General features: G+C 55.4%; 20 protein-coding genes. 12 read left to right on the forward strand and 8 right to left on the reverse strand.

All coding sequences use genetic code 11. The annotated features are described in order from the left end of the window. The first annotated feature begins 155 nt into the window (after positions 1–155). Complete coding sequence (locus TURPA_RS15440) at positions 156–1,049, forward strand: AraC family transcriptional regulator (RefSeq protein WP_014804238.1); 894 nt, start codon at positions 156–158, stop codon at positions 1,047–1,049. Between the two features lie 21 nt (positions 1,050–1,070). Here the strand turns inward: TURPA_RS15440 and TURPA_RS15445 are convergent, their stop codons facing one another. The 4 genes from TURPA_RS15445 to acnD form a co-directional block, all read right to left on the reverse strand. Continuing rightward, positions 1,071–1,334: a hypothetical protein gene (locus TURPA_RS15445; protein ID WP_014804239.1), complete on the reverse strand. Its 264-nt coding sequence runs from the start codon at positions 1,332–1,334 to the stop codon at positions 1,071–1,073. Between the two features lie 92 nt (positions 1,335–1,426). Beyond that, the gene (locus TURPA_RS15450) at positions 1,427–2,830 is read right to left on the reverse strand and encodes a hypothetical protein (RefSeq protein WP_041948561.1); all 1,404 of its coding nucleotides are present in this window, start codon (positions 2,828–2,830) and stop codon (positions 1,427–1,429) included. Between the two features lie 75 nt (positions 2,831–2,905). Continuing rightward, positions 2,906–3,502 carry an SET domain-containing protein gene (locus TURPA_RS15455; protein ID WP_342612309.1) on the reverse strand — a complete coding sequence of 199 codons (597 nt, stop codon included), beginning with the start codon at positions 3,500–3,502 and terminating at the stop codon, positions 2,906–2,908. Further along, positions 3,432–6,050 carry a Fe/S-dependent 2-methylisocitrate dehydratase AcnD gene (gene acnD / locus TURPA_RS15460; protein ID WP_217157583.1) on the reverse strand — a complete coding sequence of 873 codons (2,619 nt, stop codon included), beginning with the start codon at positions 6,048–6,050 and terminating at the stop codon, positions 3,432–3,434. Before acnD ends, TURPA_RS15455 begins: the two co-directional genes overlap by 71 nt. A gap of 130 nt (positions 6,051–6,180) precedes the next feature. On the opposite strand from acnD, the gene TURPA_RS15465 reads away from it, so the two are divergent. Further along, entirely contained in the window at positions 6,181–7,386 is a 1,206-nt protein-coding gene (locus tag TURPA_RS15465) for a Crp/Fnr family transcriptional regulator (RefSeq protein ID WP_014804243.1), read from the forward strand. Positions 7,387–7,389: 3 nt separating this feature from the next. Then, positions 7,390–7,881, forward strand: a complete 492-nt coding sequence (locus TURPA_RS15470; RefSeq protein WP_014804244.1) for a hypothetical protein — start codon at positions 7,390–7,392, stop codon at positions 7,879–7,881. A 7-nt stretch (positions 7,882–7,888) separates the two neighbouring features. Here TURPA_RS15470 and ilvD read toward each other — a convergent pair whose 3' ends face one another. Beyond that, on the reverse strand, positions 7,889–9,733 hold the full coding sequence (ilvD, locus tag TURPA_RS15475) for a dihydroxy-acid dehydratase (protein ID WP_014804245.1): 1,845 nt from the start codon (positions 9,731–9,733) through the stop codon (positions 7,889–7,891). A gap of 100 nt (positions 9,734–9,833) precedes the next feature. On the opposite strand from ilvD, the gene TURPA_RS15480 reads away from it, so the two are divergent. Then, positions 9,834–10,586, forward strand: coding sequence for an exonuclease domain-containing protein (locus TURPA_RS15480; protein ID WP_014804246.1), 753 nt, complete (start codon positions 9,834–9,836; stop codon positions 10,584–10,586). A 30-nt stretch (positions 10,587–10,616) separates the two neighbouring features. Here the strand turns inward: TURPA_RS15480 and TURPA_RS15485 are convergent, their stop codons facing one another. Together TURPA_RS15485 and pyk are read right to left on the reverse strand one after the other, a co-directional pair. Continuing rightward, positions 10,617–11,183 carry a cob(I)yrinic acid a,c-diamide adenosyltransferase gene (locus TURPA_RS15485; protein ID WP_014804247.1) on the reverse strand — a complete coding sequence of 189 codons (567 nt, stop codon included), beginning with the start codon at positions 11,181–11,183 and terminating at the stop codon, positions 10,617–10,619. A gap of 10 nt (positions 11,184–11,193) precedes the next feature. Beyond that, positions 11,194–12,600 (reverse strand): pyruvate kinase, encoded by a 1,407-nt coding sequence (gene pyk / locus TURPA_RS15490; protein ID WP_014804248.1) that lies wholly within the window; start codon positions 12,598–12,600, stop codon positions 11,194–11,196. Positions 12,601–12,698: 98 nt separating this feature from the next. Here pyk and TURPA_RS15495 point away from each other — a divergent pair, with 98 nt between their 5' ends. The 6 genes from TURPA_RS15495 (at position 12,699) to TURPA_RS15525 (ending at position 18,585) form a co-directional block, all read left to right on the forward strand. Further along, positions 12,699–13,613 carry a hypothetical protein gene (locus tag TURPA_RS15495; protein WP_014804249.1) on the forward strand — a complete coding sequence of 305 codons (915 nt, stop codon included), beginning with the start codon at positions 12,699–12,701 and terminating at the stop codon, positions 13,611–13,613. A 24-nt stretch (positions 13,614–13,637) separates the two neighbouring features. Continuing rightward, positions 13,638–13,985, forward strand: coding sequence for an STAS domain-containing protein (locus TURPA_RS15500; RefSeq protein WP_014804250.1), 348 nt, complete (start codon positions 13,638–13,640; stop codon positions 13,983–13,985). A 61-nt stretch (positions 13,986–14,046) separates the two neighbouring features. Continuing rightward, positions 14,047–14,520, forward strand: a complete 474-nt coding sequence (locus TURPA_RS15505; RefSeq protein ID WP_014804251.1) for an ATP-binding protein — start codon at positions 14,047–14,049, stop codon at positions 14,518–14,520. Then, on the forward strand, positions 14,517–17,408 hold the full coding sequence (locus TURPA_RS22125; RefSeq protein WP_014804252.1) for a PP2C family protein-serine/threonine phosphatase: 2,892 nt from the start codon (positions 14,517–14,519) through the stop codon (positions 17,406–17,408). The genes TURPA_RS15505 and TURPA_RS22125 overlap by 4 nt, the downstream gene beginning before the upstream one ends. Before the next feature lie 31 nt (positions 17,409–17,439). After that, entirely contained in the window at positions 17,440–17,901 is a 462-nt protein-coding gene (locus tag TURPA_RS22130; protein WP_014804253.1) for a hypothetical protein, read from the forward strand. A 315-nt stretch (positions 17,902–18,216) separates the two neighbouring features. Further along, positions 18,217–18,585 carry a hypothetical protein gene (locus TURPA_RS15525; RefSeq protein ID WP_014804254.1) on the forward strand — a complete coding sequence of 123 codons (369 nt, stop codon included), beginning with the start codon at positions 18,217–18,219 and terminating at the stop codon, positions 18,583–18,585. Here TURPA_RS15525 and TURPA_RS15530 read toward each other — a convergent pair. After that, complete coding sequence (locus TURPA_RS15530; RefSeq protein WP_014804255.1) at positions 18,578–21,778, reverse strand: efflux RND transporter permease subunit; 3,201 nt, start codon at positions 21,776–21,778, stop codon at positions 18,578–18,580. The genes TURPA_RS15525 and TURPA_RS15530 overlap by 8 nt on opposite strands. Positions 21,779–21,988: 210 nt before the next feature. Here TURPA_RS15530 and TURPA_RS15535 point away from each other — a divergent pair, with 210 nt between their 5' ends. Both TURPA_RS15535 and TURPA_RS22135 read left to right on the forward strand, forming a co-directional pair. Beyond that, positions 21,989–23,344, forward strand: a complete 1,356-nt coding sequence (locus TURPA_RS15535) for an MFS transporter (RefSeq protein WP_014804256.1) — start codon at positions 21,989–21,991, stop codon at positions 23,342–23,344. A gap of 221 nt (positions 23,345–23,565) precedes the next feature. Beyond that, complete coding sequence (locus tag TURPA_RS22135; RefSeq protein ID WP_014804257.1) at positions 23,566–25,329, forward strand: iron-containing alcohol dehydrogenase; 1,764 nt, start codon at positions 23,566–23,568, stop codon at positions 25,327–25,329. Positions 25,330–25,363: the final 34 nt, after the last annotated feature.

The raw sequence follows: 25,363 nt of genomic DNA on the forward strand, positions 1-25,363 counted from the left end.
AACTTTTATTCTGTCCGCGAATGCCCGCTATGAGCACTGCATCTGCCTGCAAGATGGTTAAACGCGCGGCACGCGGCCATGTCGCCGGATAAATTACACATATCCAAAAGTCTAAATAGCTAGACACATGGCTAATCAGGCATTATACTGTGCGTATGGATATTCTGTCAGAAATTCTGGCCGGTGCACGCTGGACAGGCGACATGATGAGCCGGCGGGCCCTGTTTGGTACCTGGGGACTGCGATTTCCATGCGCGCGCAGCGCGGCGTTTCACGCAGTCACACAGGGGGATTGTCTTGTGCGCTGGCAGGGCACCGACCTGCACTTGCAGGCGGGCGACGTGATATTTGTGGCGCGCGGTAAGATTCACGAACTCAGTTCGGCCCGCGGGGTCAAAGCGGTGGATGTCGAAGAGTTCGGCCGAATTGGCCAGAAAGCGAAACCCGGCGATACCCCCGCGACGACCCTTTTGTCGATTCGTTACGAAATCCCCACAGGGCCGATGCACCCACTGATTGTCGACCTGCCCGATTTTATTCTGATACGCGGCAAGCAGGTTGCAGCTCACCATGCCCTGCATTCAGTGATGCAGCTCGTTTCGGCAGAAATTGACCAGGGCATTGCTTCTGACCTGATACTGCAAAAGCTGGCAGATATTCTGCTCTATCAGGTCTTACGCCTGCACCTCGCGAGCGAAACCAATCAGCGCCCAGGCTGGAGGAGCGCGTTGGCCGATGAGAAAGTCAGGGCTGCTCTCGAAAACCTGCACCGGCGGCCAGAGCACCAGTGGACGCTCGCCAACCTTGCCTCAAGCGTGGGGCTCTCGCGTGCCTCGCTTGCCAGCCGTTTCAAGTCTGCACTCGGTACAACACCGATGCACTACCTGGTAGAGCTGCGCATCGACAAAGGCCGCGTGGCGCTGGCAGAGCCGGGTATGACGCTCGACGCCGCTGCGCGCCGGGTGGGTTACTCTTCTGCGTTCGCTTATTCGAAGGCGTATAAGCGGGTGCGCGGCAAAGCACCGACGCTTGACCTTACCGGTAAGTAACGTCGCCGCGCGACTTCGCCATCAGCATTTGTTGCTGGCCCGGCATTTTTCTTTCATCTGCGAGCACATGGTTTTCATTTGGGCGTTCGTTGCATTCTGCATGCAGGTGGAGAAATTGGTCTCGCAAACCTGGCAAGATTTGTTACCGCTCGTATGAGTTCGGTTTGCATGGGTCTTGTTCATGCGGTGCGCGGTACCGCGGTTAGAGCCTGAGCTCCGCTTTTTGGCAATGAGCGGCATGGAGACGCTGAAGATAACGAGAATGGCGACGGCAATTTTTTTCATGGTACCTCCGGTGGTTCACGGAGGAGAATGGGGCGCTACAAAGGGTCAATCCTTTTCGCTTGTCCGAAAACAAACAGACCGATTAATGAGAATTAGAAGGTTACGGTCAGGTTTACCGCAAGCTGCTGCACTGTATCGCGGTTGATCGCGTGGTTCAGAAAGTAGTTGTATTCCGCATCGTCGTAGCTGTCTCGCAACGCCAGCGAGTAGTTTGAGTAACGGTATTCGACTGCAAACAGCAGATTGTTGGTGAAACGGTACCCCATGACGAAATGCGCGACCTGGCGCGAAAACACAACCGTTGGGTCACGTCCCGTTTCGCCGGCATAAAACGCGCGGTATTTTTCTACCAGGTCGATGCCGTTTTGCAGCCGAATGGTGCCCGACCCCCAGTAGAGGCCTAGCTCCTTCACGCCCCAGAAAAAGCCGCGAGCCAAAAGTTCTTGATTAGCATAGTAGAAGCGCTTCGTCTGCCAGGTCGGAAAGTACAAGTTTTGCAGGCTGATCATCAGCCCGCGGCCGCTGGCCTGCCCCTCAAACAGATATACCCGTCGGTCGATGAGTACATTGCCTGCATAGATATCCGCGTCCATTTGGTAGGGTTTCGCATAGCTGACGTCAAAATAGCCGGTGCGAAACACCATAAAGCCAATAGTGAAGAGCCAGTCGCGCTCCGCTATATTGTACGCGAGCCTCGAACCGGCTGATTTCTGCTCATAGTAAATCGTGCCCAGGTCTGAGTCTTGCGCGGTGAGACCGGGCTGGGTCTCGTAAGGGAAATAGTAAAGATTCTGGTTGGCGACTATCGTCGTCGATTTCGTCGTCTTGCGAAAATCAATGGCAATCAGATCGCGCAGCAACGGGTTTTTGAGAAACACCAGCGGCAGCGCTCCGAGCCGCAGGTACTCCATGGCTGACTGGCGCGCTGGCTCGCTGCCAATAATCGATAGGTCGCGAAACAGGTCTGACGGCTGCGGCGCAAGAGTCGTCATGTACGAGAAGTCCAGACCGAGATAGCTGACATCCAGCTCGAACGTCGGAAAGAAGGTGCTTGCGTAGCTGATCGCGGGGCTGAAGTTGAAGTTCCAGCTGGTGAGCGCAAATCGTGAATTGACGGAGAGCCCGTTTGTCTGCATACCTTTTTCGCGCACCTCTTGTTCGTGCAGCGCCTGGTTATCGAGCAGCACAGGAAATTCTTCGCTGACGCAATGCTCGCACAGACGAGAAGGGTCAGCTTCTTTTACGGGCGGCAGCTTCGCTGCAGACGGTACCCGGTTCGAATCGCGGGGTTGAAATGCCGGTGCACTGGAAGGTGCATCATTTGCCGCGGGGTACGAATAGTTCTGCCGGGCAGGCGCCGCATCCTGTTGTTTCGGGCGCCGCTGCGTTTCGTTACGCATAGTTTTTGCCCGGGTGCCTGCTTCGGCAAAAACGACGGCGGTCGCCTGCAACCCAAAGAAGTAAAGCGTAAACGTCAGATACCGCATCAGCCACATCCAGTCACCGGGCAGTTGCAGAAGCAAGCCGCCAAGTGAGAAGTCTTTTCCGATTGGCTGCGGTGTTGCCCCAGCTCAAAGCGCGCGCGCCGGTTTGTGCTTCTTCAGCACCCTCGCGAGCGCCCCGCGCCGCGAGGCCGAGACGATATAACCCAGACACTTCTTTGTACCGCAGCGGCAGACGTGGTCTTGCCAGTAATCCATATTAAAGCCATAATCATAGGTCAGCTCTTCACCCGCCTTGATCAGGCGGCGAGACAGAATCCAAATGCGGCCCTGAATAATCTGCACCTCGCAGTTCGGGTCACACGAATGGTTGATCAGCCTTGCCTTGTTGTAGGGCACATTGCCGTCGATGTCGTACTTGCGGTTGAGAGTAAAGAGATACACATGCCCGGTGCCGCTTTTGCCCGCGCGCTGCATCTGCTTTTCGGCCAGAGCCTCGCTTTCTTTCACAGGTACAAGTTTGCCGACGTACTCAATGACTTTCGCGCCTTTGGGGATTGCCTGCGTCGCATAAACGCCGCGGCCGTGTTTTGGCGAATTGCTGACGCGGAGTTGGATTCTATTAGGCAGGGGGCTAGCCCCCTGCCTAATAGAATTATTTTTCTGACGCGAAGAAGTCATTTGCGAAGCGCTGCAGAATGCCGCCCGCTTCGTAGACCGAAACATCTGCCGCGGTGTCGAGACGGCACGTCATTGGCACCTTTACGATCTCGCCTGACTTTCGCTCGATTACCAGAATTAAGTCAGCGCGTGGAGTGATCTTACCCTCAACAGAATAGATCTCTGTACCGTCGAGGTTCAGCGTTTTGCGCGTGGTGCCCGGTTTGAATTCGAGCGGCAGCACACCCATACCGACGAGGTTCGTGCGGTGGATGCGCTCAAAACCTTCTGCGGCGATGACTTCGACACCGGCGAGGCGCACGCCTTTTGCCGCCCAGTCGCGTGACGAGCCCTGGCCATAGTCGGCGCCAGCGACGATGATCAGCGGCTGTTTGCGGCCCAAGTAGGTTTCGATTGCCTCCCACATGCGCATGGCTTTGCCTTCGGGTTCGACGCGTGCGAGTGAACCCTTTTTCACCTGGCCTTTATCGTCGAGGCACATCTCATTCAAGAGCTGTGGGTTTGCAAACGTTGCGCGCATCGCGGTGAGGTGGTCACCGCGGTGCGTGGCGTATGAGTTAAAGTCTTCTTCGGGCAGGCCCATCTTCTCGAGGTATTCGCCCGCAGCGCTGCTACGTAAGATAGCGTTTGAAGGTGAAAGGTGGTCGGTGGTGATGTTGTCGGGCAATATTGCGAGCGGTCGCATGTTCTTCAGCGTGCGTGGGTTGGCGGCGAGGGCGCCAACACCTTCGGTATCCCAATACGGTGGGCGGCGAATATAGGTCGATTGCGCGCGCCAGTCATAGAGCGGGCTGATCTTTTTCGTCGAAGCTGCACCGCGCGCAAACATCGGGTCATAGACCGCACGAAACTGCTCTGGCTTCACGCTCTCGGTGACAATCTTATCGATCTCTGCATCGGAAGGCCAGATGTCTTTGAGGTAAACGGGATTGCCCTGTTGGTCTTTACCAATCGGATCTTTTTCGATGTCGACCCGCACAGTGCCAGCGATCGCGTATGCAACGACAAGCGCCGGCGACGCGAGAAATGCCTGTTTCGCGTACGGGTGAATGCGCCCGTCGAAGTTACGGTTACCCGAAAGCACAGCGGTCGCGTACAGGTCGCGGTCGATGATCTCTTGCTGAATCTTCGGGTCAAGTGCACCTGACATACCGTTACAGGTCGTGCAGGCAAACGCCACGATGCCAAAACCGAGTTTTTCGAGTTCGGGCAAAAGTTTAGCTTCTTCGAGGTATGTCTGAACAACTTTTGACCCCGGTGCCAGTGAACTTTTCACCCATGGGCGGCGCACGAGGCCCTTTGCGTTTGCATTGCGGGCGAGTAGCGCAGCAGAGATCACGTTGCGTGGGTTAGAAGTGTTCGTGCAGCTCGTGATCGCTGCGATGATGACTGCGCCGTCGGGCATTTTGCCCGCTTCTTCGGTCCATGCGCCGGCGATGCCATTCTTCGCGAGGTCAGTGGTGCTCACGCGCTTGTGCGGGTTCGACGGGCCAGCCATTGTACGCTGCACCGACGAAAGATCGAACTTCAGTACGCGCTCATATTTGGCAGTACTCAGGCTGTCGGCCCAGAAACCCGCTTCTTTTGCATACACTTCGACGAGTTTGACGTTCTCGTCGGTGCGGCCGGTGAGTTTGAGATAGTCGATAGTCTGCTGGTCAATGAAGAACATCGCAGCGGTTGCTCCGTATTCGGGAGTCATGTTCGAGATCGTCGCGCGGTCACCCAAAGTCAGGTGCTGCACACCTTCACCATAGAACTCCACATGCGCAGAGACAACTTTCTCTTTGCGCAAGAATTCTGTGAGGTAAAGCACGAGGTCTGTGGCCGTAATGCCGGGTTGCGGCTTACCGGTCAGTTCAACACCGATGATGTCGGGCAGGCGCAGATAAGATGGATGTCCCAACATGACACTTTCGGCTTCGAGGCCGCCGACCCCTATCGCAAGCACACCCAAGGCATCGACGTGCGGCGTGTGGCTGTCTGTACCGACCATGGTGTCGGGAAAAGCCACGCCGTCTTTCGCATGCACAACCGGCGACATCTTCTCGAGGTTGATCTGGTGCATGATGCCGTTGCCTGGGGGAATCACATCGACGTTTTCGAATGCTTCTTTTGTCCAGTTAATGAAGTGAAATCGGTCGTCGTTGCGGCGGTCTTCAATGGCCCGATTTTTTGCGAACGCGTCTTTTTCAAAACCACCGTGTTCAACCGCAAGCGAGTGGTCGACGATCAGCTGGGTCTGCACCACCGGGTTAATCTTAGACGGGTCTCCCCCTTTTTGCGCGATCGCGTCTCTGAGGCCAGCAAGGTCGACGAGCGCAGTTTGGCCGAGAATATCATGGCAGACGACGCGCGCCGGATACCAGGGAAAGTCGAGGTCGCGCTTGTTGTAGATGAGCTGGCTCAGGTAGTCTTTGAGGTTTTCGGGTTCTGCCTTGCGCACAAGGTTTTCGGCAAAGAGGCGTGCGGTGTACGACAACTTGTCATAAGCACCCGGTTCGATGGCGTTTACGGCTTCGCGGGCGTCAAAGTATTCGAGGTTGGTGCCCGGTAGTTTTTTGCGGTACTTGGTGTTCATTTGGGAATGCATATGGGCCAGATTTGTGGCCTTCGACACAGCGAAAATCCTTATCGGCCTAATCTGAGGCCATATTATTCGATGTTTAATAGTCTGCTACGGGCAAAGATTGGCGCGCGCAGTGCCGATAAACGAATAAGCCATGCAGAACACCGTGCAGAACAAGACCTACCGTGCGGGGGCGAGCGTGGTCGTACAAAACGCACCCAACCCCGGCCTTTTTTATATTGTGCGCAAGGGGCGGCTCGCGATCGACACCGAACACCGCCTCAGCGACAAGGTGCTCTCGCGCTTTGAACCCGGTGACAGTTTTGGCCTGGTTTCGGCACTCACCGGCCACCATTTTCTTGTGACGATCTATGCCGAAACCGATGCCGAGGTCGCTGAAGTTCCGATAGCCAAAATAGGCGAATATATCAGGCCCGAGCCGACGCTCGCCGTCAAGGTGTTGCGCCTCTACTCACGTGAGCTGCGCACGCTGCAGCAGCATTTGGCAAAGTTGGATTTCAAAGGTGACCGCGATGCTTCTCCCGAAAGGCTCTATTCGGTCGCCGCCCGCTACCGCGAGGCTGGCAAAACGCACCACACAGCGCATGCGCTGAAGGTTTACATTGAATGGGCCGGGCAGCATGGCGGGCAAAAGCTCGCAGAAGCCCGGCAAGAATTTGAAGAGGTCAAGGGCGAGTTGCGTCAGGTTCACTTTGGCCACAAGGCGACCCATGTGGCAGCCGACACTATGATCTTCGCCGAAGGCGAAATCGACCAGGATATTTACGTAATCTTACAAGGCACGGTGAAGCTCGTGCGGTTCGCGCGTGGGCACGAGTTCGTGATCGATGTTTTGGGGGCAGGTGAACTCTTCGGTGAAATGGCGTTTATCGAGAAGGCACCCCGCATGGGCTCGGCGATTACCGTAAGCGATGCGCAGATCATTCGCATCAACCCCGAACAGCTGGTGTCGGCGGTTGCGGTCGGCGTTTTGCAGAAAATATTCGAAAATACGGCGCGCCGTATCTGGTTTGCCCACCAGCGCCTGACAATCTTTCGCATTGACGACCCGCAGATGCGCCTGTATGCCTACCTTTATAATCTGATGCGCAACCAGAACCTGCGCACCAAAGAAAGAGACACGGGCGATCGGCCATACCGGTTTGAGATTACCTATGCTCAGTTAAAATCGCTTTGCGGCGTTCTGCAGCTCAAAGGCGAGAGCGAAGCGCAGTTTCTTTCTAACGAGAATCTGCTGATCGAAGAAGACGCAATCACGATTCGCAGTCGCAAAAAGCTCGCCGACCAGATTTCATTTTACCGCGCCCGCACGGGTCAGGTGATTGCCGAGACAAAGTAGCACATGGCGCTATATTTGGCCGCGCTTATTGTTCACATCACCTGCACCGCAATCTGGATAGGCGGCAATGTGTTCTTTGTAAGCCTCATTAGGCTCTTGAGCCGGCGTGCTGAATTCGCCGAGCTACGGGGCAAAATCATCTATGCATACGTGATGGCTTATCGCCTCGCGACGTATGTACTTTTCACGTTGATTCTGCTCTCGGGTCTTTATCTGGTTGAAAACCGCGGAATGCTGAACGCACAATTATGGCAGACGCCAACGGGGAAGATGGCCCTCGCTAAACTGGTGCTCTTCACAGCCCTAATGGCGCTGCAGCTATTCCATGACTTTGTCTTTGGGCCGAAAAGTTTCGTGAGTGAAGGTAACCGGGTTCTGATGCGAGAAAGCCATCGCAGGTCGAATCGAATTATCGGGCAGACGGTTTTTTTACTTTCGCTGCTGATGCTCGTTTTTGGGGTTTTGCTCTCGCGTGGGGTTTCGGTATTTAGATAAAGCCCGTTTAATCGAGTTTACTCAAATCTCTCACCGCACCTTTGTCGGCGCTGGTGGCGAGCAGAGCATATGCCTTCAGCGAAGCGGAAACTTTGCGCGGCCGAACCTCGCTGGGTTTCCAGGCGGCAGCACCTTTTGCATCCTCATTCTTGCGCCGGGCTGCGAGTTCGGCATCAGACAGCTTTACGTTGATCGTGCGATTGGGAATATTAATCTGAATGATATCGCCGTTCTGCACGAGGCCGATCGCGCCGCCTGCAGCAGCTTCGGGTGAAACATGCCCGATCGAGAGACCCGAGGTGCCGCCCGAGAAACGACCATCGGTTAAGAGCGCGCAGGCCTTGCCGAGGCCGCGGGCTTTCAGGTAACTCGTGGGGTAGAGCATCTCTTGCATGCCCGGGCCGCCTTTGGGGCCTTCGTAACGAATGACGACGACTTCGCCTTCTTTTACCTTGCCTTCAAGAATGTGCGCGACGGCAGTGTCCTGGCTTTCGACGACGTGAGCCGGGCCTTCAAACACCCAGCAGCTTTCGTCAACACCCGAGGTTTTCACAACACAGCCATCGAGTGCGATGTTGCCCCTGAGAACCGCGAGACCGCCTTCTTTACTGTAGGCGTGCTCGACCGAACGAATGCAACCGTCTTTGCGATCATCGTCGAGGCTCGGCCAGCGCGTCGCCTGGCTGAATGCCACCTGCGTCGGTATGCCTGCGGGGCCTGCTTTGTAGAATGTCTGCACCGCTTCAGATTTGGTCACCATGATGTCCCAATTATCCAGGGCTTCTTGAAACGTGCGGCTGTGAACCGTCGGCAGCGAGGTATCAAACAGACCACCACGCGCAAGTTCGGCGAGAATGCTCATGACGCCGCCAGCGCGGTGCACATCTTCCATGTGGTATTTTTGCGTGTTCGGTGCAACCTTGCAGAGTTGCGGCACCTTGCGGCTGAGCCGGTCGATGTCGTCCATCGTGAAGGGCACTTCGCCTTCTTGTGCTGCAGCGAGCAGGTGCAGAATTGTGTTGGTTGACCCACCCATCGCGATATCGAGTGCTATGGCGTTTTCGAAAGCCTTGAACGAGGCAATCGATCGCGGTAGCACACTCTCATCGTTCTGCTCGTAATAACGTTTCGTGATGTCGACGATGAGGCGACCTGCCTTCAGAAAGAGCTGCTCTCTGTCTGCATGTGTAGCAAGCACTGAGCCGTTGCCAGGCAGACTGAGGCCCAAAGCTTCTGTGAGGCAGTTCATCGAATTGGCGGTGAACATGCCCGAGCATGAGCCGCAGGTGGGGCAGGCAGAACGTTCGTACTCCTCAACTTTTTCATCGCTCGCATTTTCGTCGGTTGCGATGACGATGGCATCGACAAGGTCGAGCTTGTGCCCGGCAAGGCGCGTCTTACCGGCCTCCATGGGGCCACCCGAAACGAAGACCACGGGAACATTGAGGCGCATCGCCGCCATGAGCATACCGGGTGTGATCTTGTCGCAGTTCGAGATGCAGACGATTGCATCGGCGCAGTGCGCATTGACCATGTATTCAACCGAGTCGGCAATGACGTCGCGGCTCGGCAGCGAATAGAGCATGCCGTCGTGGCCCATCGCAATGCCGTCGTCGACGGCAATCGTGTTAAACTCTTTCGCAACGCCGCCGGCCTTTTCAATCTCGCGCGCAACGAGCTGCCCGAGATCTTTCAGGTGCACGTGGCCTGGCACAAACTGCGTGAATGAATTGGCGACGGCAATGATCGGTTTGGTGAAGTCGGCATCTTTCATGCCCGTGGCGCGCCATAGTGCGCGGGCCCCCGCCATGTTGCGGCCGGCGGTTGTGGTTCTGGAGCGGTAAACTGGCATACTGTAATATACAAAACCAAAAGGCGAATTGGCACGCAAAGTTTATAAGCGAAAAAGGCTCGTGCGCGCAGCGAATACACCTTAACCGGCTCTAGCCGCAATGGAACAACTTCTCTTTGGCGATGCCGACGTGGCAACAAAGTCGCTACCGCACCTTGTATTTTTGGATACGGAAACGACCGGCACCGAACCCGGCAAAGACAAGATTTGTCAGGTATGTTTCATCGATGGCGAAACTCTGCGCACTGAGTTTTTCAAGCCCCCGTTCGCGATTCCTGTGAAGGCGATGAGCATTCACCACATCACCAACAAGATGGTCGAGGGCAAGCCGCCCTTTGCTGGCAGCGAAATGCAACGTGACTTGCAGGCGCGCCTTGAGACAGGTGTTCTCGTTGCGCATAACGCCCCGTTTGATATCAGCATGCTGGTCGCAGAAGGAGTTCAGGTTAACCGGTTCATCTGTACCTATCGCGTGGCCTTCGCGCTCGACCGTAACGATGCTCTGCCCGAATATAACCTTCAATACCTGCGTTATGCCTTTGGGTTAGAAATTGAAGCCGCAGCCCACGACGCCGAGGGGGATGTCAAAGTGTTGCGCGGCGTTTTCGAACATCTGTTGCGGCTTTTGAGTTCAGAAACAGGCTCTGAGGCTGAAGCGATTGAACAGATGATCAGAATCTCAGAGCAGCCGATGCTGTTTCGCAAAATCAATTTCGGCAAATACCGTGACCATCGCCTCGCTGATCTTGCCAAAACCGACCGCGGTTACCTCGAGTGGCTGCTCGCGCAAAAACTCAAAAGTGGTGACGAAGGTGATTGGGTCTACAGCCTGCAGCACTACCTGAAAAGGTAGCAGTTATCGTTTTCAGAAAACGGCCAGAATCTATTTCTCCCATTCGGGTTCGGCGACGCCATTCAAATGGTTGAGGTAGCGCGCGAGCACAAAAAAATAGTCCGATAGGCGGTTAATGAATGAGAGCAGCAACGGCTCCTGAACAGCTGCGGCGATCATTGCGCGCTCGGCGCGGCGTGAGACGCTGCGGCAAATATGTGCATGTGCCGCCGCAGGTGAACCGCCGGGAAGAATAAAATTCGTGAGCGGCTTCAGGTGCGCCTGCATACGATCGATCGCCGCTTCGAGCGCCGCGATATCGGGTTCTGCAATGCGGCGGGCGAGCTTGGCCAGAAACTTCTGGTCACCCACGGCTAATTCTGCACCCAAATCAAATAGTCGGTTTTGCAGTGCCTCTAACAAATGGCGAATTTCGACCATCGCGCCATAATGAGGAGTGCCGCTTTTGTCGCCGAGATTGGCGAGCAATGCCCCGACGAAGCTGTTGAGTTCGTCAATCTCGCCATAAGCCGTGACACGTTTATCGTTCTTTTGCACGCGTCCGCCGCCGAAGAGCGACGTTTCGCCGCTGTCGCCTGTTTTTGTATAGATTTTCATGGGAGTCAGGTTATAGCGTGCGCACCTGTATCGATTCTACGCGTTCATTGCCCGCTATAATATCAGACACTATAACGATTCTGCTGCCCGACGGCAAAAGTTTCTTTTTCGACAAGGTGCTGAAAGCTGTCTTTATCGTGCGTTCGGGGTCAGAAGAGAAATCAATCCTAAACGGATAACAGGCGCGGTTCAGCAAGAGCTTGCGCCTCACCTGTGACATGTTGGTGAAGGCAAAAACTGTCGCGAACTTGGGTCTGTATGCTGTCACGAAATCAGCGGTGAGACCGCGGCGCGTGAAGACGACGACTGCATCGGCTTTAAGCTGGTCGGCGAGCTCGACTGCAGATTCGGCGAAGGCCCCTTTTACGTCGTCAGATTTGAAATCGCGCGACCAGCCGATACCGCCGGTGCGTTCGATGCGTTTCAGTATCTTGTCGAGAGTCTCGGCCGCCTTCAGCGGAAATTTGCCTGCTGCCGTTTCACCTGAAAGCATGACGGCATCGACTTCTTCATAGGCTGCATTCGCGACGTCAGTTACCTCAGCGCGAGTTGGTATCGGGTTTTCAATCATCGATTCGAGCAAGTGCGTCGCGACGATGACACGTTTACCCTGCAGCGCGCACTCTTTGACGATGCGGCGCTGTATAATCGGCAGCTCTTCGATTGGCACTTCGACGCCGAGATCGCCGCGCGCAACCATGACACCGTGCGAGGCCGCAATGATTTCTTTGTAGTTGGTCACTGCCTGCGAGTCTTCGATCTTGGCGATGACCTGCGCATGGCCGTTATAGCGTTCGATCATGCGCTTGCATTCTTCGACGTCGGCCGCGGTGCGTACGAACGAGAGTGCGATAAAGTCGACATCGTTTTTAATGCCGAACATAATGTCTTGTACGTCTTTCGCCGTGATCGACGGCAGATTCACGCGAATGCCCGGTAAGTTGATATGGCGCCGGGACTTCATGACGCCGCCGTCGACAACTTTGCACTTGAGGCCGAAATCTGTTTTTTCAACGACGTCGAGGTTGATGATGCCGTTATCTACCGTGATACGGTCGCCGGGCTTCATGTCTTTGAGCATGTCGCGGTAGTTGACGGTGATCACACTCTGGCTCTCGGAGTTTTCACCACCCGCGGTAATTTCGATGACGTCGCCCACATTCAGCGTGAAGTTCTGCAGCAGGTCGCCCGTGCGAATTTCAGGCCCTTGCGTATCGAGCAAAATCGCGATTGGCATCGCAGCCGTCTTGTTGTATGATTTGATTTTCTGAATCACCTCGAGGTGACTTTTGTGTTCGCCGTGAGACATGTTGATGCGCGCAATATTCATGCCCGATGCAGCGAGCGCCCGAATTTTATCGAGGGTGTTGGTGGCGGGGCCAATTGTGCAGATAATTTTGGTTTTTCGGTATTCCATGGGGGCTAAGACCTTAGAGCGAGAGAGTCTGCGTCTGAAAAGGCAATTTCTTCTTGCCCGTGCTGTCGGCGGCTGCGGCATTACCTTGACCGCCTGCCATGGAAGACCTCTATACGCTGACACCTTCTCGCTCAGAACAGGCGCAAGAGATGAACCGTCTTGTGCGCCTGCTTGCGCAGTCGGGCAAGAATAACTTCAAAAAATTCGTCTACGACCCGCTTTACAAGGCCGCATGGGAAAGACGAGCCGCCGATGCGCGAAAGACACTCGAACACCTCAGAGCCGAGCTCAAAAACCCTGCTTACCGCAATACGCTCGCGCCGAACTGCAAACGCATGATTGGCGCCGCCATGGCCGAGAATCTGTCGGTATTCGGCGACACGGTGCTGTTCTTTCTCGAAGTTATCCAGATTATTCCGCAGGTGGGCGAGGCCAAAGAGTCTGCGGAGTTCATGTCGATTCTGAAAGGGCCGCTGGGTGTTTGGCAAAAAGAGCAAGACGAGCGCAGCGCATACCTTTTCGACCGCGAACTCAATAACATGCAAGACGCGCAGATCGCCGAAGCGCTTGAGCCTGTGAAGCTCGGTGTTACCGAAGAGCGGGCACGCATCAACGCTGAAATACAGCGCCTGTACCAGCAGATTCTGATCGCGTCGCGGGCCGATAACTACAAGCGTGCGGGGCAATTACTTTCGCGCTACATGATCGAGTACAGCGACGCCGAAGATTACGCCGAAAAAGACGTGCGTAAGGTCATCGATGCGCTCAAAGCCCGCGATAAAACATTCGAAGAGTCATTAAATGCGCTGCTCGCGACCGATCTCTATTACCGCATCTCTCAGGGTATCATGAAAGGTGACCTCAGAGCCGCAGTCAGAATGATCAGAAAATATGCCCACATCTTCGAGGGAAATCCGAATATACGCTATTATTATGAAATTGACCGCCTTGAACGTATGCTCTACAATGTCATCACCAAGAAAGACTTGTGGAAGTTCATCAAAAAGGCTTGAGATAGATTGCAGAAATGAGGTAACATGGCAGAAGCACAGATAAAGATTGAAGAAAAAATTACAGGCAAGAAGGCTGTGCTGCAGCTCACAGGCGAACTCGATGCAAAAACCACCCCTGAACTCAAGGCCCGCCTCGATGCCGTCGTCGCCTCGGGCGCCGATGCTCTGCTCATCGACATGGCGCGGCTCACATATATTTCATCGGCAGGGTGCGGAGCTCTGAACGCCACGCTCAAGGCACTGAAAGACAAAGGTGGCAAACTCATTTTATCGTCGCTCACCAAAGAGGTTCGCGACACGATGGATCTGATGTTCTTCACCAAACGCGTGGCAGTCTACAACAATCTTGCCGAGGGCGAGAAGAATTTATGAAACACGAGGTTGCGAAGTCGACGCCCGGCATGGACGCCGTCGGGGGCGGCGACCTATAAAGTTGCGCACCGAGATTCAACTCACTATCTCAGGTGACGTCAGCGAGCTGAAGGGCGTGCGCGAAGCTGTGCGTGCCTTTCTCGATTCGACCAGACGCATTGATCTGGCAGAAGATGCGACCGAAGGGCTCGACTCGATACAGCAAAGCCGCATAATTCTGGCAATCGACGAGGCTGTCGCCAACATCATCGAGCATGGGTTTCCCGACGCGGCTGCCCTGGCGCAGGCGCAGATCAGACTCACGATGCGCAAAACGCTTGAACACGTTGAATTTGAAATCTGCGACAACGGAGTTGCATTCAATCCGTTGGAGCACAAGAGCGACACGGAGTTCTATTACGAAGAGGGGCTCGAGAACGGAGTGGGGCTGATTACTCTGACGACACTCGATTGTAGCTACCGGCGCATCGACGACAAGCATAACATATTAACGCTGCGCCGCAACTGGGGCAAGGCCGGCGGAGAGAAATCATGAAAAACCTTTGGCAGCGTATCTTGCCGGCTATTTCACCAGGTATTCGGCTGAAGCTCACGTTCTTCACGCTGTTTTTTGTGAGCGCCTTGCTCGTGCTGAGTTTTTTGCTGAGTTACATCACGCAAAAGAATGAACTCAGCAAGTCACTCGATAACGAAGTTAAGGTTCCGCTCAACATGGTGGCGCACAATGTCGGCGAACTGCACCGCATCGCTGACGGCCTGATACAGATCGAAATCTTCAATCTGCGCCGCAAACAGAGTGCAGAAAAGGCGCGTAGGTTCAAAAAAACGGTGATGGTCAAAGAGCAGACGATCGGCAACCGCTGGCGCAATCTCGTAAAAACTTTTGGCGGCAATGTCAAATACACCTACGAAGCGCAGCGATTCGACACTTACTTCAGTTCATATCTGACCGAGAAGAACCTGAAAGAATTTGAGACATTACTCAAATCATTCATCGACTTCACGCTGAACACGACCGTTTCGGCGAAGCAATTCAATAGTCTGCGCGCGGCAGCAGCGAGGGTCGCCGAAATCGAACAGCGTCTCGAAGCTTACAAAAAAGCCGAAGACCAGAAGTCAGAAGCTGAGAAAAAAGAAGAGAAAAGGTTGCAGTCTCTCGTGTCGACGCGCCGCGGGCAGCTGATCGATCTTTTGAGAAAACCCTTTGAACCGCTGTTTGTGAGTCGGCTCGAACAGGCAAGTTTCAGGCCCGGCACGATTCGTATTCTGAGTTATGGCAATGAGGATTACAAAGACTACCGCCAGGCTCCGCGCATGCTCGATACGGCTTCGTTTTTCAGGCAGATGGCCCGCGAGCGCAAACAAGAAGAGGCGCTTTTTCCGCAAGAGAGCTTCAGGGCGTACCGCGAGGCTTTTTTCAGCGGCGAACAGAATGCCGCGCAGAGCGCCGAATTCACATACCGGTCACAGCCGCACGAAGCACGGTTTTCGCCGATTTATGTGAACCGGCCGGTTGTGGAACGAGCGAGAAAGATTCTCGCGTACCAGGCAAAAGGCAGCGGCGATCTGCTTGAAAAGTTTGCAGCAGTGGATCAAAAATACATTAAGTTGCTCAAAGAAGCTGCTGATCGCAAGAGCGAACGGCTAAAGGTTCTCAGGGAGAAATCAATCCCCCCCTATAAAGACGCTGAGTTCATGAATCTCTCGGCTGAGTACCGCAAGCTCGCCGAAAAACGCGATGCGGAGCTTCTGGCGGCGACGAATTACAAAGAGCTCGAAAAGGCATACCTGGATGCGACAGCGCAGCGGCTGAAAGAAGCGCGCAACTCCCGAGCCGCCGCAGAAAAAGAAATCAAGAATATTGAAGCGCAGCTAAAAAGCGCAGAAAAGAAAAAAACTGAAGCGGGTCAAAGCAGCGAAGAGCTTGAAGTAGCGCTCGAAAAACAGAAAAAAAACCTCGACGACGCCGAGCGCAGCATGCAAGAGCTCGCGTTGGTCGAAACGGGTATCGGTGGTAATGCCGAACTCGAGGTGATTGAAGCTCTCTATTCGCTGCGAAATGCGGCGTTGCTCGCACGCACGAGGCTGAGTCTCGTTTCGGAGCAGAGTGCGCTCGACAGCGTGCTGAAAACAGCGTCTGGCCGAAAAAACCGTGACCGCGAATTTGCCATGCTGCGGCAGTTTGTTTACGAGGCGCGCAGCGAGACTGATTTCAAAGTGCCGCGCGGCCAGGTGTCGCCGCTTGCCGGTGGAGTGCTCGCCGTTTCGCGCACCGAAGCCGAAGATTATATGCACGACCTCGACACCATTGCGATTACCGAACAAAGCGGGCTTGCGCGCCTGCTGCTGCGCGAAAACGTTGTTGGCTTTAATATTTCAATTATCAATAAAGAAGAAGGGTTCGAGCGAATTCGTAAAGCCACGCAGACATTGCTCATCTTCTTGTCGATTATTGCGGTGCTCGCGATCTTCGCCGCTTGGTATTTTTCTGGCGTTGCCGTTCGCCGCATTGCGTCGCTCAGCGCCACTTCGGCGCTGGTGCGCGACGGCAACCTGAAGGTCGAATTTAATGCCAAGGGTTACGATGAACTTGCCACATTGGGTAAAAGCCTCAATGGCATGGTCGAAGGGCTGCGCGAGCGAGAAGAGATGCGTGGCGAACTCATGGCCGCCGAAGAGATTCAGAAGCGGCTTTTGCCATCAGAGGTGCCGAAGAACCTCAAGGGCAGGGCAGACATCGCCGGCTTTTATAAAGCGATGGCCGGTGTCGGTGGCGACTACTTTGACTATATCGGTCTCGGCTCTGACTTTGTTGCGATCGCAATGGGCGATGTCTCTAACCATGGCGTCGGGCCGGCGCTCGTGATGGCGATGACTCGCTCGCAGCTGCACGCCGCGCTGCGTGAAAAAGAAATCTCGCTGAAGCAGATATTGCTGAAGCTGAACGAGCAGCTCTACGAAGAAACGCCGGCAAATATTTTCGTGACGTTTTTTCTGGCGCTCTACAACCTCAAGACGGGCGAACTGCAATACGTCTCTGCCGGGCACTCGAAGCCGCTCTTCATGACTGCAGCGGGCAAAGCGAAATACCTCGAAGCGGGCGGCATGCCGCTCGGCATGGATGACAACGATTTCTTCGCGACAACGATTGAGCTGCAGAAAGTGAAACTCGCCCCGGGTGATACATTTCTGCAATATACCGACGGCCTCAGCGAAGCCATGAACCCCGAACGCGAGCAGTTCGGCTACGAACGCATGCAAGCAGAACTTCAGAGTCTGCAGGGCCAGGCGCCCGACGCGGTGCTCGCAGCGCTCGCCAACGCGATTGAAAAGTTCACTGGAACACGCCTCGACCAGCCGGGGCCGAGCGCGCTCAGCGACGACATTGCGCTGGTGTGCCTCAAAAGACAGGGGGATATATAACCGGCACGGCGCATCTTGCCGAGAATAGAGTATGGCATTGAATAATGAACAGAAGGCTGAACTCATTCGCCGGGGAAATACCCTTTTTAACGAAGGCCGCTACTTTGATGCCGGCAGGGTGTTCACGACAGTAGGCTACAAAACCGGCCTCATTCGCCTGGGTGACCTGTTTTATTTTGAAAAAGAAATGCCGCTCGTGGCGTATGGCTTCTATCGCAACGCCAACCACCGCCCGATGCTCGACAAGATCGGCGAAGGTTTTGTGTTCGCGCTGAAATGCCTGCTATATGAACCGGGCGCAGAGCCAGAGAAATCTACGGTGCCGGCTCAGCCTGCGCCGGCGAAGGCGAAAGCTGCACCCATAGCATCAGAAGATGAATTCCGTGTGAGGCAGTCCAATTCGCCCGATGCGGGCATACCAGCCAGGCAACAAAAAGAAGATAAAGAGGCGAAAGTTGCCCGCGCAATAGCGATGCTGCAAAAGCTCGCGTAGCACATTTTCACGACAACAATTTTCGCAGCTTCGGCTGCCGAACCCGCAGTGACTCGGCGGGAACTCGCGAAGCCAGAACAACGGGCGATTTTTTTTCGCAATTTTCGGCGCGATTTCGCCGAGAAGCGAAAAATCGGCGTGAATTTTGGCGTCTTCGCCACTTGCAGAGCGAATCGCGACCGATTCGCGGGGGAATTTGCGCCGATTAGGGCCGAAAATTGTGGAAAAAAATCGCACCAGCGAGTTCCCGCCGAGTCACCACAGCGCGAAGTTATTTTTGTCGTTCGCTCAGGCGCCTCGCCCGTCTAACTGGTTATGGTGTCGAAAACATTCAAGACCCTGGTCGTCGAGATCTGCGCGTCGCTGCTGATTGCGGCGGCGCTCGCAGGCTTTAATCTCGTGGCGAGCGAGACGCCAATGCCTGAATTCAGAAACGATGCAGATGCGAACCCGGTCTTGCTCGCGCATGGCCGTGGCGGCGGTAACCGGGGCGGGCGCCACCATCGGGGTGGTATCGGGCATCGCCCGCGACCTCAGGGGCAAAGGCATCACCACGGAAACGGTGCGCGCACTGGCAACAATGCACCGACGCCGCAGGGGCAGCCGGCGATCGCACCCGATGCTGCTCCGCAACCGGTGCCGGCAGCGCCCGTTACCGGCAACGAACCCCCTGCGGTCAGGTAACCGCGCGTCTGCGTTTACGGGGTTTCCCGGCAACTTGCACCGGCGCGTTCGCTTCTCGAAATGATTCGTCTGCAGATTCGTAAGGCTGCGCAGCTGGTTCTGGCGAGTGCACCAATAGCTGCGAAGCTTTATGTTTTTCAAACCGCGTCAGCAGCAGATAGACGCAGGGCACCACGAACAGCGTAAAGACTGTGGAGACTATCGTGCCGCCGATAATGGTGAGGCCGATCGGAGTTCGTGTTTCTTGCCCGATGCCGTTACCGATCACGAGCGGTAATGCCGCAATCACGGTTGCCGTCGACGTCATGAGAATCGGGCGCAGGCGTACCGGGCAGGCCTCAATGAGCGCCGAGAGCACAGAGGCATTCTTGTTGGCTGCGCGCACATGGTTCGTGAACTCAACGAGCAGAATCGAGTTTTTCTTCGCAATACCCATGAGCACCACGAGTCCGATGAAGCTGAAGAGATTCAGCGACACGCCTGAGACCCACAACGTGATGAGAGCGCCGGTGACACTAAACGGCAGCGCCACCAGTACAGACAGCGGATGGACAAATGAGTTGAACTGCACTGCCAGAATCATGTACGCAATGAGAATGCCTAAAAGCAGCGCGAGGTTAAGGCTCTTAAAAGATTCTGCCAACCCGGCGGCGCCACCTTCGAGCGCGAACGAGTATCCCTGAGGCAGAATCTGGGCTGCAATATTTCGGGCGCGTTCGAGTACCATCGCCTGCGACTTGCCGGGTGCCACGCTGCCGAAAATACCAATCGCCCGCTGGCGGTTGACTCGCGTGATCGATTGAAACGTTTTTTTCTCCGTAAACGTCACAAGTTCGCTGAGCGGCACAGTGTTTGCGGCGGCGTTACGCACGAGAATGTTGCCGATGTCTTTTGCCGATGAAATTTTCTCATCGGGCAGCTTTATGCGAATGTCGTATCGCCTGCCGTCTGCGGTGTAGCGTCCCTGCCTTTGGCCCGCTACCGTCGCACCGAGGGTGGTGGCTACCGATTGAATTGAAACCGAGCGCGCTGCCATCGCCTCGCGGTTCGGCACGATCAAGAGCTCGGGAAAATTACGTTTGAAGTCGGTGTCGAGGTCTTGTGTGAGACCTTCGGCGTTCAGGCGGTCGATAATCTCTTTGGCCTTGGTGTCGAGCACCTCGAGGTCGCTGCCAAAAATATTGAATGAGACCTGAAACTGGCGACCCGAGGTGAGGCCGCGTGATGAAAAATCTCTGAGCGAAGCGCGAACGCCTTCGACCTTCTTGAAACTCCCCCTTAACTCATTCATGATCGCCACGTGCCCCTTTTTTCGTGTGGCTCTGGGCTTCAGCTTCACCAGCATAAAGAACTGGTTAATTTCAGCTGATGGTCCGCCGGCGCCCGCGCTGGTGAAAAAACGTTCGATGTCGCGGTGCTGGCCGAGAATGGCCTCGATCTCTTTGGCGCGGCTGATGGTGTAGGCGAGTGATGCTCCCGGCGGCGCCTGGCCGTTGATGATGACGAAATCCTGATCTTGCAGCGGCACAAATTCTTGCCGCACCTGAAAAATGAGCAGCAGTGAAACCAGAAAGAGCAGCATCGATGCGACGCTGATCAGCTTGGGATGTTTCAGCGTGCGCGCGAGCAGCCGGCCATACCAGGCATTCAGGCTCTCGAACCGGTGCTCGAGATAAACTTCAAGCCTCGCCGGTTTTGGCGACGTACCCAAAAATGCCGCCGAGCGCATCGGTGTGATGGTAACGGCTTCGACCAATGATAACAGCACAGCGGCTGACATGACGATGCCGAACTGAAAGAAGAAGCGGCCGATGACGCCGTCCATAACGACGACCGGCAGAAAAACGGCGATAACGGCGAGCGTCGCCGCTGTCGCAGCAGGCAGAATCTCCATCGAGCCGTCGTAGGCTGCCTGAGCGGCGTTCTTGCCCATGCGGTAGTGGCGCACGATGTTTTCGAGCAGCATGATTGCATCGTCGACCACGATCGAGATCGCCAGAGTCAGCGCGAGCAGCGTGAAAAGGTTGAGCGTAAAGCCCGCGAAATAGATGATCAGAAACGTGCCGACGATTGAGGTCGGTATCGAAAAGATAATGTTGAGCGCGCCCTGCCAGCTGCCGAGAAACGCAAAACAAACGAGAATCGTGACGAGCGCCGCGATCATTAGTTTCTCGTACGTCGTAAACACCGTGGCTTTCGTCGAGCGCGAAAAGTCGATGTTGACCTGCAGCGTATAACCTTCGGGTAACTGGCTCTGCAACTCGGCGACTTTTTTGTGTACCGCGTCTGCAAGCTCGACTTCGTTTTGCCCGCGCTGCTTGCGAATGCCGATGCCGATGCCCTGCTGGTCAGAACCGTTGAGGCGCGCGATGCGGCGCTGGTCGCTCAGCGCATCTTCGACGCGCGCCACGTCGCCGATCGTGGGCGATGCACCCGAAGCATAAATATTCTCGCCGCCGCGCCGCAGAATGCGCACCCGCGAGAGGTCTTTGGGTGAACCGGCTTCACCCAGCCAGCGCACGCGCAGCTCGTCTTTGCCTTTGATGAACTGGCCCGCAGTGCTTTCCAGGTGCTGCGTCTCAATCGCCGTTACCAGGTCAGAGACTGTGATGTCATACCGGCGCATTTTTGCCATGTCGGGCCAGACACGCAGGTTGCGTTCAGGGTAACCCGCGATCGAGGCTTCGCCTATGCCGGGAATAAATCGGAACTGATCGAGTAAAAAGACGTCAGCCCAGACCAAGAGTTCGTGCAACGGTTTATCCGCAAAGACGCCAATGAACATAAATGGCTGATCTTCTGGGTTCGTCTTTGAAATCACGGGTGGATCGATACCGAGCGGAAGCCGCAACTGGCTGAGCGCGGCCTGCACCTCTTGCAGCGCCACGTCGACATTGCGCTGCATGTCAAGTTCGAGCACGACCTGACCCGAACCCTGGCGGGCATTCGAGCGCATCTGTTTGAGACCCTCGATGCCGAGCAGGCGCTCTTCAATCGGTATCAGCAGCGTCGATTCGACGACCTCGGGTGTAGCCCCTTCGTACGCGACATTGACCGTCAAAATGGGAAAGTCGATGTCGGGCAATTGGCTGACGCCCAATTGCGTGGCGGCAACCGCGCCGAAAATAATGAGAGCCGACATGAGAATCCACGCGAACACGGGGCGAACAATCGATGTGGCGATGAGGTTCATGCGTTTACAGGGCAGTGATGGCACCGGGTAAATTACCCATAAGCGCCTTTGGGAAAGCGGAAAGTGACGTGGGCGCGTAAAGACCTATTCTCCACGCCGTTGCCATAAGGGGCCGCGGCAGGTCGCCATATTCGAAATTCGTCGTTCTGCGACCTGTCGCGCAGCCCCATAAATCTGGGCGCTGCGGCAGATTGATGCGATCTTTAGCCGATGCAAGGCGTTACCGATACCGAGAAGCCCGTTTCACGGCGCGAAAAACTCATGGTGCTGTTCATGGGCGTCGCAGTCGTGCTGGTCATCATGAACACGATGATGTTCAACCTCGCACTGCCTAAAGTGGCGCTCGAATTTCAGCTGAACGCCGCCGAAACCTCGTGGATCGTCACCGCGTATTCGATCATGTTCGCGATTGCATCGATCACGTACAGCCGCCTCGCAGACTTCATACCGATTCGTCGCCTGTTTCTGATCGGGCTTAGCTCGCTCGGTGTTGCCGCGATCGCCGGCTTCTTTATTCATGACTTCTACATATTGATAGGCGTGCGTGTGCTGCAGGCATCAGGCGCAGGTTCAATACCGGGTTTAGCACTCGTTTTTATCTCAAGGCACATACCTCTCGCAAGGCGCGGGCGGGCCATGGCGCGCGTCATGGCAGCCGTCGGGTTAGGGCTGGGGCTTGGTCCCGTCGTGGGCGGCGCGATTGTCGAATATGCAGGGTGGCACTATCTCTTTTTGCTGACCGCATCGGCGCTGCTGCTCGTGCCGGTTTTTGCGGTGCTCGTACCGCAAGAAGAGGTCCGCCACGGCACCTTTGACGTGATCGGCGCTGTGTTCGCGGCGACGGGCATCACCGCACTGCTGATGGCCCTCACGCAAAAGTCAATCCCCGCGTTGTTAGGGGGATCTATAAGCGTACTCCTTTTTGTCTGGCGTATCAGATCGGCGCGCGAACCCTTCGTTCTGCCCACGCTCTTTACCAACCGAAACTATCTAAAGCTCGCAGCGGTGGGTGTCGCCGCTTACATCGTGAGTTTTGCACTGCTCTTCATTATGCCGCAGATGCTCGTGAAGCTGCATGGCCTCAGCGCGATCCATGCAGGTCTCGCCATATTTCCCGGTTCAATCATGGCGATGCTGGTTTCACCAGTGACTGGTAAAACCATCGACCGCAGGGGAAACACCGGCATTCTGCGGCTACTGCCGTGGCTCATGGCCGCTGGTACGCTGCTTCTGGCGCTTTTTGCGAAAGATGGTTATCTTTATCTGTCGCTTGCGTATATTCTCGTGAGCGTGGCGTTTACGTTTATTACGAGCGCTGTCTCAAACGAGATGTCACGCCTTCTGGTACCTGCGCAGATCGGCTCAGGCCTTGGTCTCTTTCAGCTCATGCAGTTTTTCAGCGGCGCATTCGGCGTCGCGCTTTCTGCGACCGCGTTGGTGTGGCAGCGTGATCTGCCGCAGGCTGAAAGTTATAGCAACATCTATTTCGGTATGACCTTTATCGTTCTTCTGTCGGTTGTTTCGGCTTCTGACTATTTGAAATCCAAAAACCGCTCGGAGGATTGACAGGCGCCGGAAAAAATTCCCAAAAAATTCGAAATGCCTCGTCGTTTGCAGGCGCAAACGACTGCTAAAGCGCTACGCGGCAAGAGCCGCTTCGCTGCATTTCGATTTTTCGGTTTCCGGCGCCTGTTCGCCGTTTCCTGCGAAGGAAACGGCTTTAGTGTACGCATGTATCTAAACTCATGAATTAGTTGCCGCCGACTCTCAAAGCCCCATTATAGTGCATGCTACCTGATTATTACCAGTTTTCGCTGCCGACGAATGTGCGCTATGGCATTGGCCTGGCGTCGAGGCTGGGCGAAGAGCTTGCCGGCTTTCCCGGTAAACGTGCACTGCTTGTCACCGACAAGGTGATCGTGGCGGCCGGTCTTGCTAAGAAAGTCATCGAAGGCCTTCAGGGTTCTGCGATTACGATTGCTGCCACATACGATAACGTACCGCCCAACAGCGAACTCAAGGTGGTGACCGAAGCAGCAGAGCTTGGCGTCAAAAATAAGTGCGACATGGTAATTGCAATCGGTGGCGGTTCGGTGCTCGATTCGGCGAAAGTCATTAACCTGCTCATGGTCAAGGGCGGGCCACTGCAGCAGCACATGGGCGCACAGTTGCTCAAAGAAAGAATTTTGCCTTCGGTATTTATCCCCACCACATCGGGCACGGGCTCAGAGGTGACGCAGTTCGCGATGGTTTCAGACGATGCGAACTCGGTGAAGCTGCCATTTGCAGAAGACCACTTTCTGCCCGACATCGCGATTCTTGACCCCGAGATGACCGCGACGATGCCCGGCAAAGTGACGGCGGCAACGGGTATGGATGCGTTGACGCATGCGATTGAATGCTATGCGGGTCAGAACCCGAACCCGGTTTCTGACGCGCTGGCTCTCTATGCGATTGAACTGATTGTGCAAAACATTCTGCAGGCGGTCGCGGTGCCGAATGACCTCAATGCGCGCGGCGCGATGCTGACGGCGTCGTTTCTCGCGGCAGTGGCCTTTAACCACGGCGGCGTCGGCATTGTGCACGGAATCAGCCATGCGTTGGGCGGGGTGTACCACATACCACACGGTCTTGCCAACAGCATCATTCTGCCGTTCAGCGTTGAGCACAATATGGAAAGTTCAGCGGCACGTTATGCGCGTATCGCGCAAATATTCGGCGACAGCGGTTTCTATCCCGTAAAAGAGCTGAACCAGATCGTCTCACGCCTCGATAATTTTGCTGTGAACCAGGCGGTGACGCAGCTCGGCCTCGTTGATGAGTGGCTTACCAAACAGCGGGCGCAGAGCCTTGCCGGTAAACTGCGCGCGATGAACCAAAAACTGAACGCGCTTTGCGGTCATCCGCTGAACCTGCGCGACGCGGGCGTCAAAGACGGCCTCGCGAAGCTAGACCAGGTTGTGCGCACGGCGCTCGAAGACGGAGCGATGCTGAACAACCCGCAGGCCGTAACCGGTGAAGCGGTGCGGGAAATCGTCAAGACGGCGTATGAGCAGAATCTGAAGCCGATTGCGGTTTCGAAATCTGAACTTAAAGCTGCACGCACTGCGGGCGCGGCGAAGAAGCTCAAGGCAATTTTCAAAGATGAGGCGGGTCTCTACGATATTCTGGGCAACTACTTTCTGAAAATTCAGGCCGACCCCAAACTCTTTGCGCCGCTCAAGAACTCGGGACTCAAGATTCGTTTCAACTACAGCGCGCCAGACGGGTCAATTGCGCTCGACGGCTCGACCGACGACAAGTCGAAGCAGGTTCTGACCGGCGACGCCGCTCGGGCGTTTTCGCCCGAAGTGGAGTTCACACTTTCTGCCGATGTCGCGCACTATTTCTGGCATGGGCAGGTGAACCTCATGCAGGCTCTCGCGCGCAAAGAAGTCAGCCCCAAGGGCAACCTGCCGCGCGCGATGAGGCTGTTGCCGCTGCTCGAACCGCTGTACGAACTCTATCCGCAATACCTGCGGGAAAGAGATCTGGCGAAATTGGCCCTCTAGTCGTTTTTGTGCAGACGCAGCAAGCTGCGTCTGC

Origin of the sequence: Turneriella parva DSM 21527, assembly GCF_000266885.1 — a bacterium.
GTDB classification, from domain to species: Bacteria; Spirochaetota; Leptospiria; order Turneriellales; family Turneriellaceae; genus Turneriella; species Turneriella parva.

What these genes read in the sequence shown, in the direction of transcription:
- TURPA_RS15470 (WP_014804244.1), top strand. Translation starts at nt 7,390, where the DNA reads ATGGCGCTATATTTGGCCGCGCTTATTGTTCACATCACCTGCACCGCA.
- TURPA_RS22125 (WP_014804252.1), top strand. Translation starts at nt 14,517, where the DNA reads ATGAAAAACCTTTGGCAGCGTATCTTGCCGGCTATTTCACCAGGTATT.
- TURPA_RS15445 (WP_014804239.1), bottom strand. Translation starts at nt 1,334, where the DNA reads ATGAAAAAAATTGCCGTCGCCATTCTCGTTATCTTCAGCGTCTCCATG.
- TURPA_RS22130 (WP_014804253.1), top strand. Translation starts at nt 17,440, where the DNA reads ATGGCATTGAATAATGAACAGAAGGCTGAACTCATTCGCCGGGGAAAT.
- TURPA_RS15535 (WP_014804256.1), top strand. Translation starts at nt 21,989, where the DNA reads ATGCAAGGCGTTACCGATACCGAGAAGCCCGTTTCACGGCGCGAAAAA.
- TURPA_RS15450 (WP_041948561.1), bottom strand. Translation starts at nt 2,830, where the DNA reads ATGTGGCTGATGCGGTATCTGACGTTTACGCTTTACTTCTTTGGGTTG.
- TURPA_RS15440 (WP_014804238.1), top strand. Translation starts at nt 156, where the DNA reads ATGGATATTCTGTCAGAAATTCTGGCCGGTGCACGCTGGACAGGCGAC.
- acnD (WP_217157583.1), bottom strand. Translation starts at nt 6,050, where the DNA reads ATGCATTCCCAAATGAACACCAAGTACCGCAAAAAACTACCGGGCACC.
- pyk (WP_014804248.1), bottom strand. Translation starts at nt 12,600, where the DNA reads ATGGAATACCGAAAAACCAAAATTATCTGCACAATTGGCCCCGCCACC.
- ilvD (WP_014804245.1), bottom strand. Translation starts at nt 9,733, where the DNA reads ATGCCAGTTTACCGCTCCAGAACCACAACCGCCGGCCGCAACATGGCG.
- TURPA_RS15530 (WP_014804255.1), bottom strand. Translation starts at nt 21,778, where the DNA reads ATGAACCTCATCGCCACATCGATTGTTCGCCCCGTGTTCGCGTGGATT.
- TURPA_RS15465 (WP_014804243.1), top strand. Translation starts at nt 6,181, where the DNA reads ATGCAGAACACCGTGCAGAACAAGACCTACCGTGCGGGGGCGAGCGTG.
- TURPA_RS15495 (WP_014804249.1), top strand. Translation starts at nt 12,699, where the DNA reads ATGGAAGACCTCTATACGCTGACACCTTCTCGCTCAGAACAGGCGCAA.
- TURPA_RS15485 (WP_014804247.1), bottom strand. Translation starts at nt 11,183, where the DNA reads ATGAAAATCTATACAAAAACAGGCGACAGCGGCGAAACGTCGCTCTTC.
- TURPA_RS15525 (WP_014804254.1), top strand. Translation starts at nt 18,217, where the DNA reads ATGGTGTCGAAAACATTCAAGACCCTGGTCGTCGAGATCTGCGCGTCG.
- TURPA_RS15455 (WP_342612309.1), bottom strand. Translation starts at nt 3,502, where the DNA reads ATGTTTCGGTCTACGAAGCGGGCGGCATTCTGCAGCGCTTCGCAAATG.
- TURPA_RS22135 (WP_014804257.1), top strand. Translation starts at nt 23,566, where the DNA reads ATGCTACCTGATTATTACCAGTTTTCGCTGCCGACGAATGTGCGCTAT.
- TURPA_RS15480 (WP_014804246.1), top strand. Translation starts at nt 9,834, where the DNA reads ATGGAACAACTTCTCTTTGGCGATGCCGACGTGGCAACAAAGTCGCTA.
- TURPA_RS15500 (WP_014804250.1), top strand. Translation starts at nt 13,638, where the DNA reads ATGGCAGAAGCACAGATAAAGATTGAAGAAAAAATTACAGGCAAGAAG.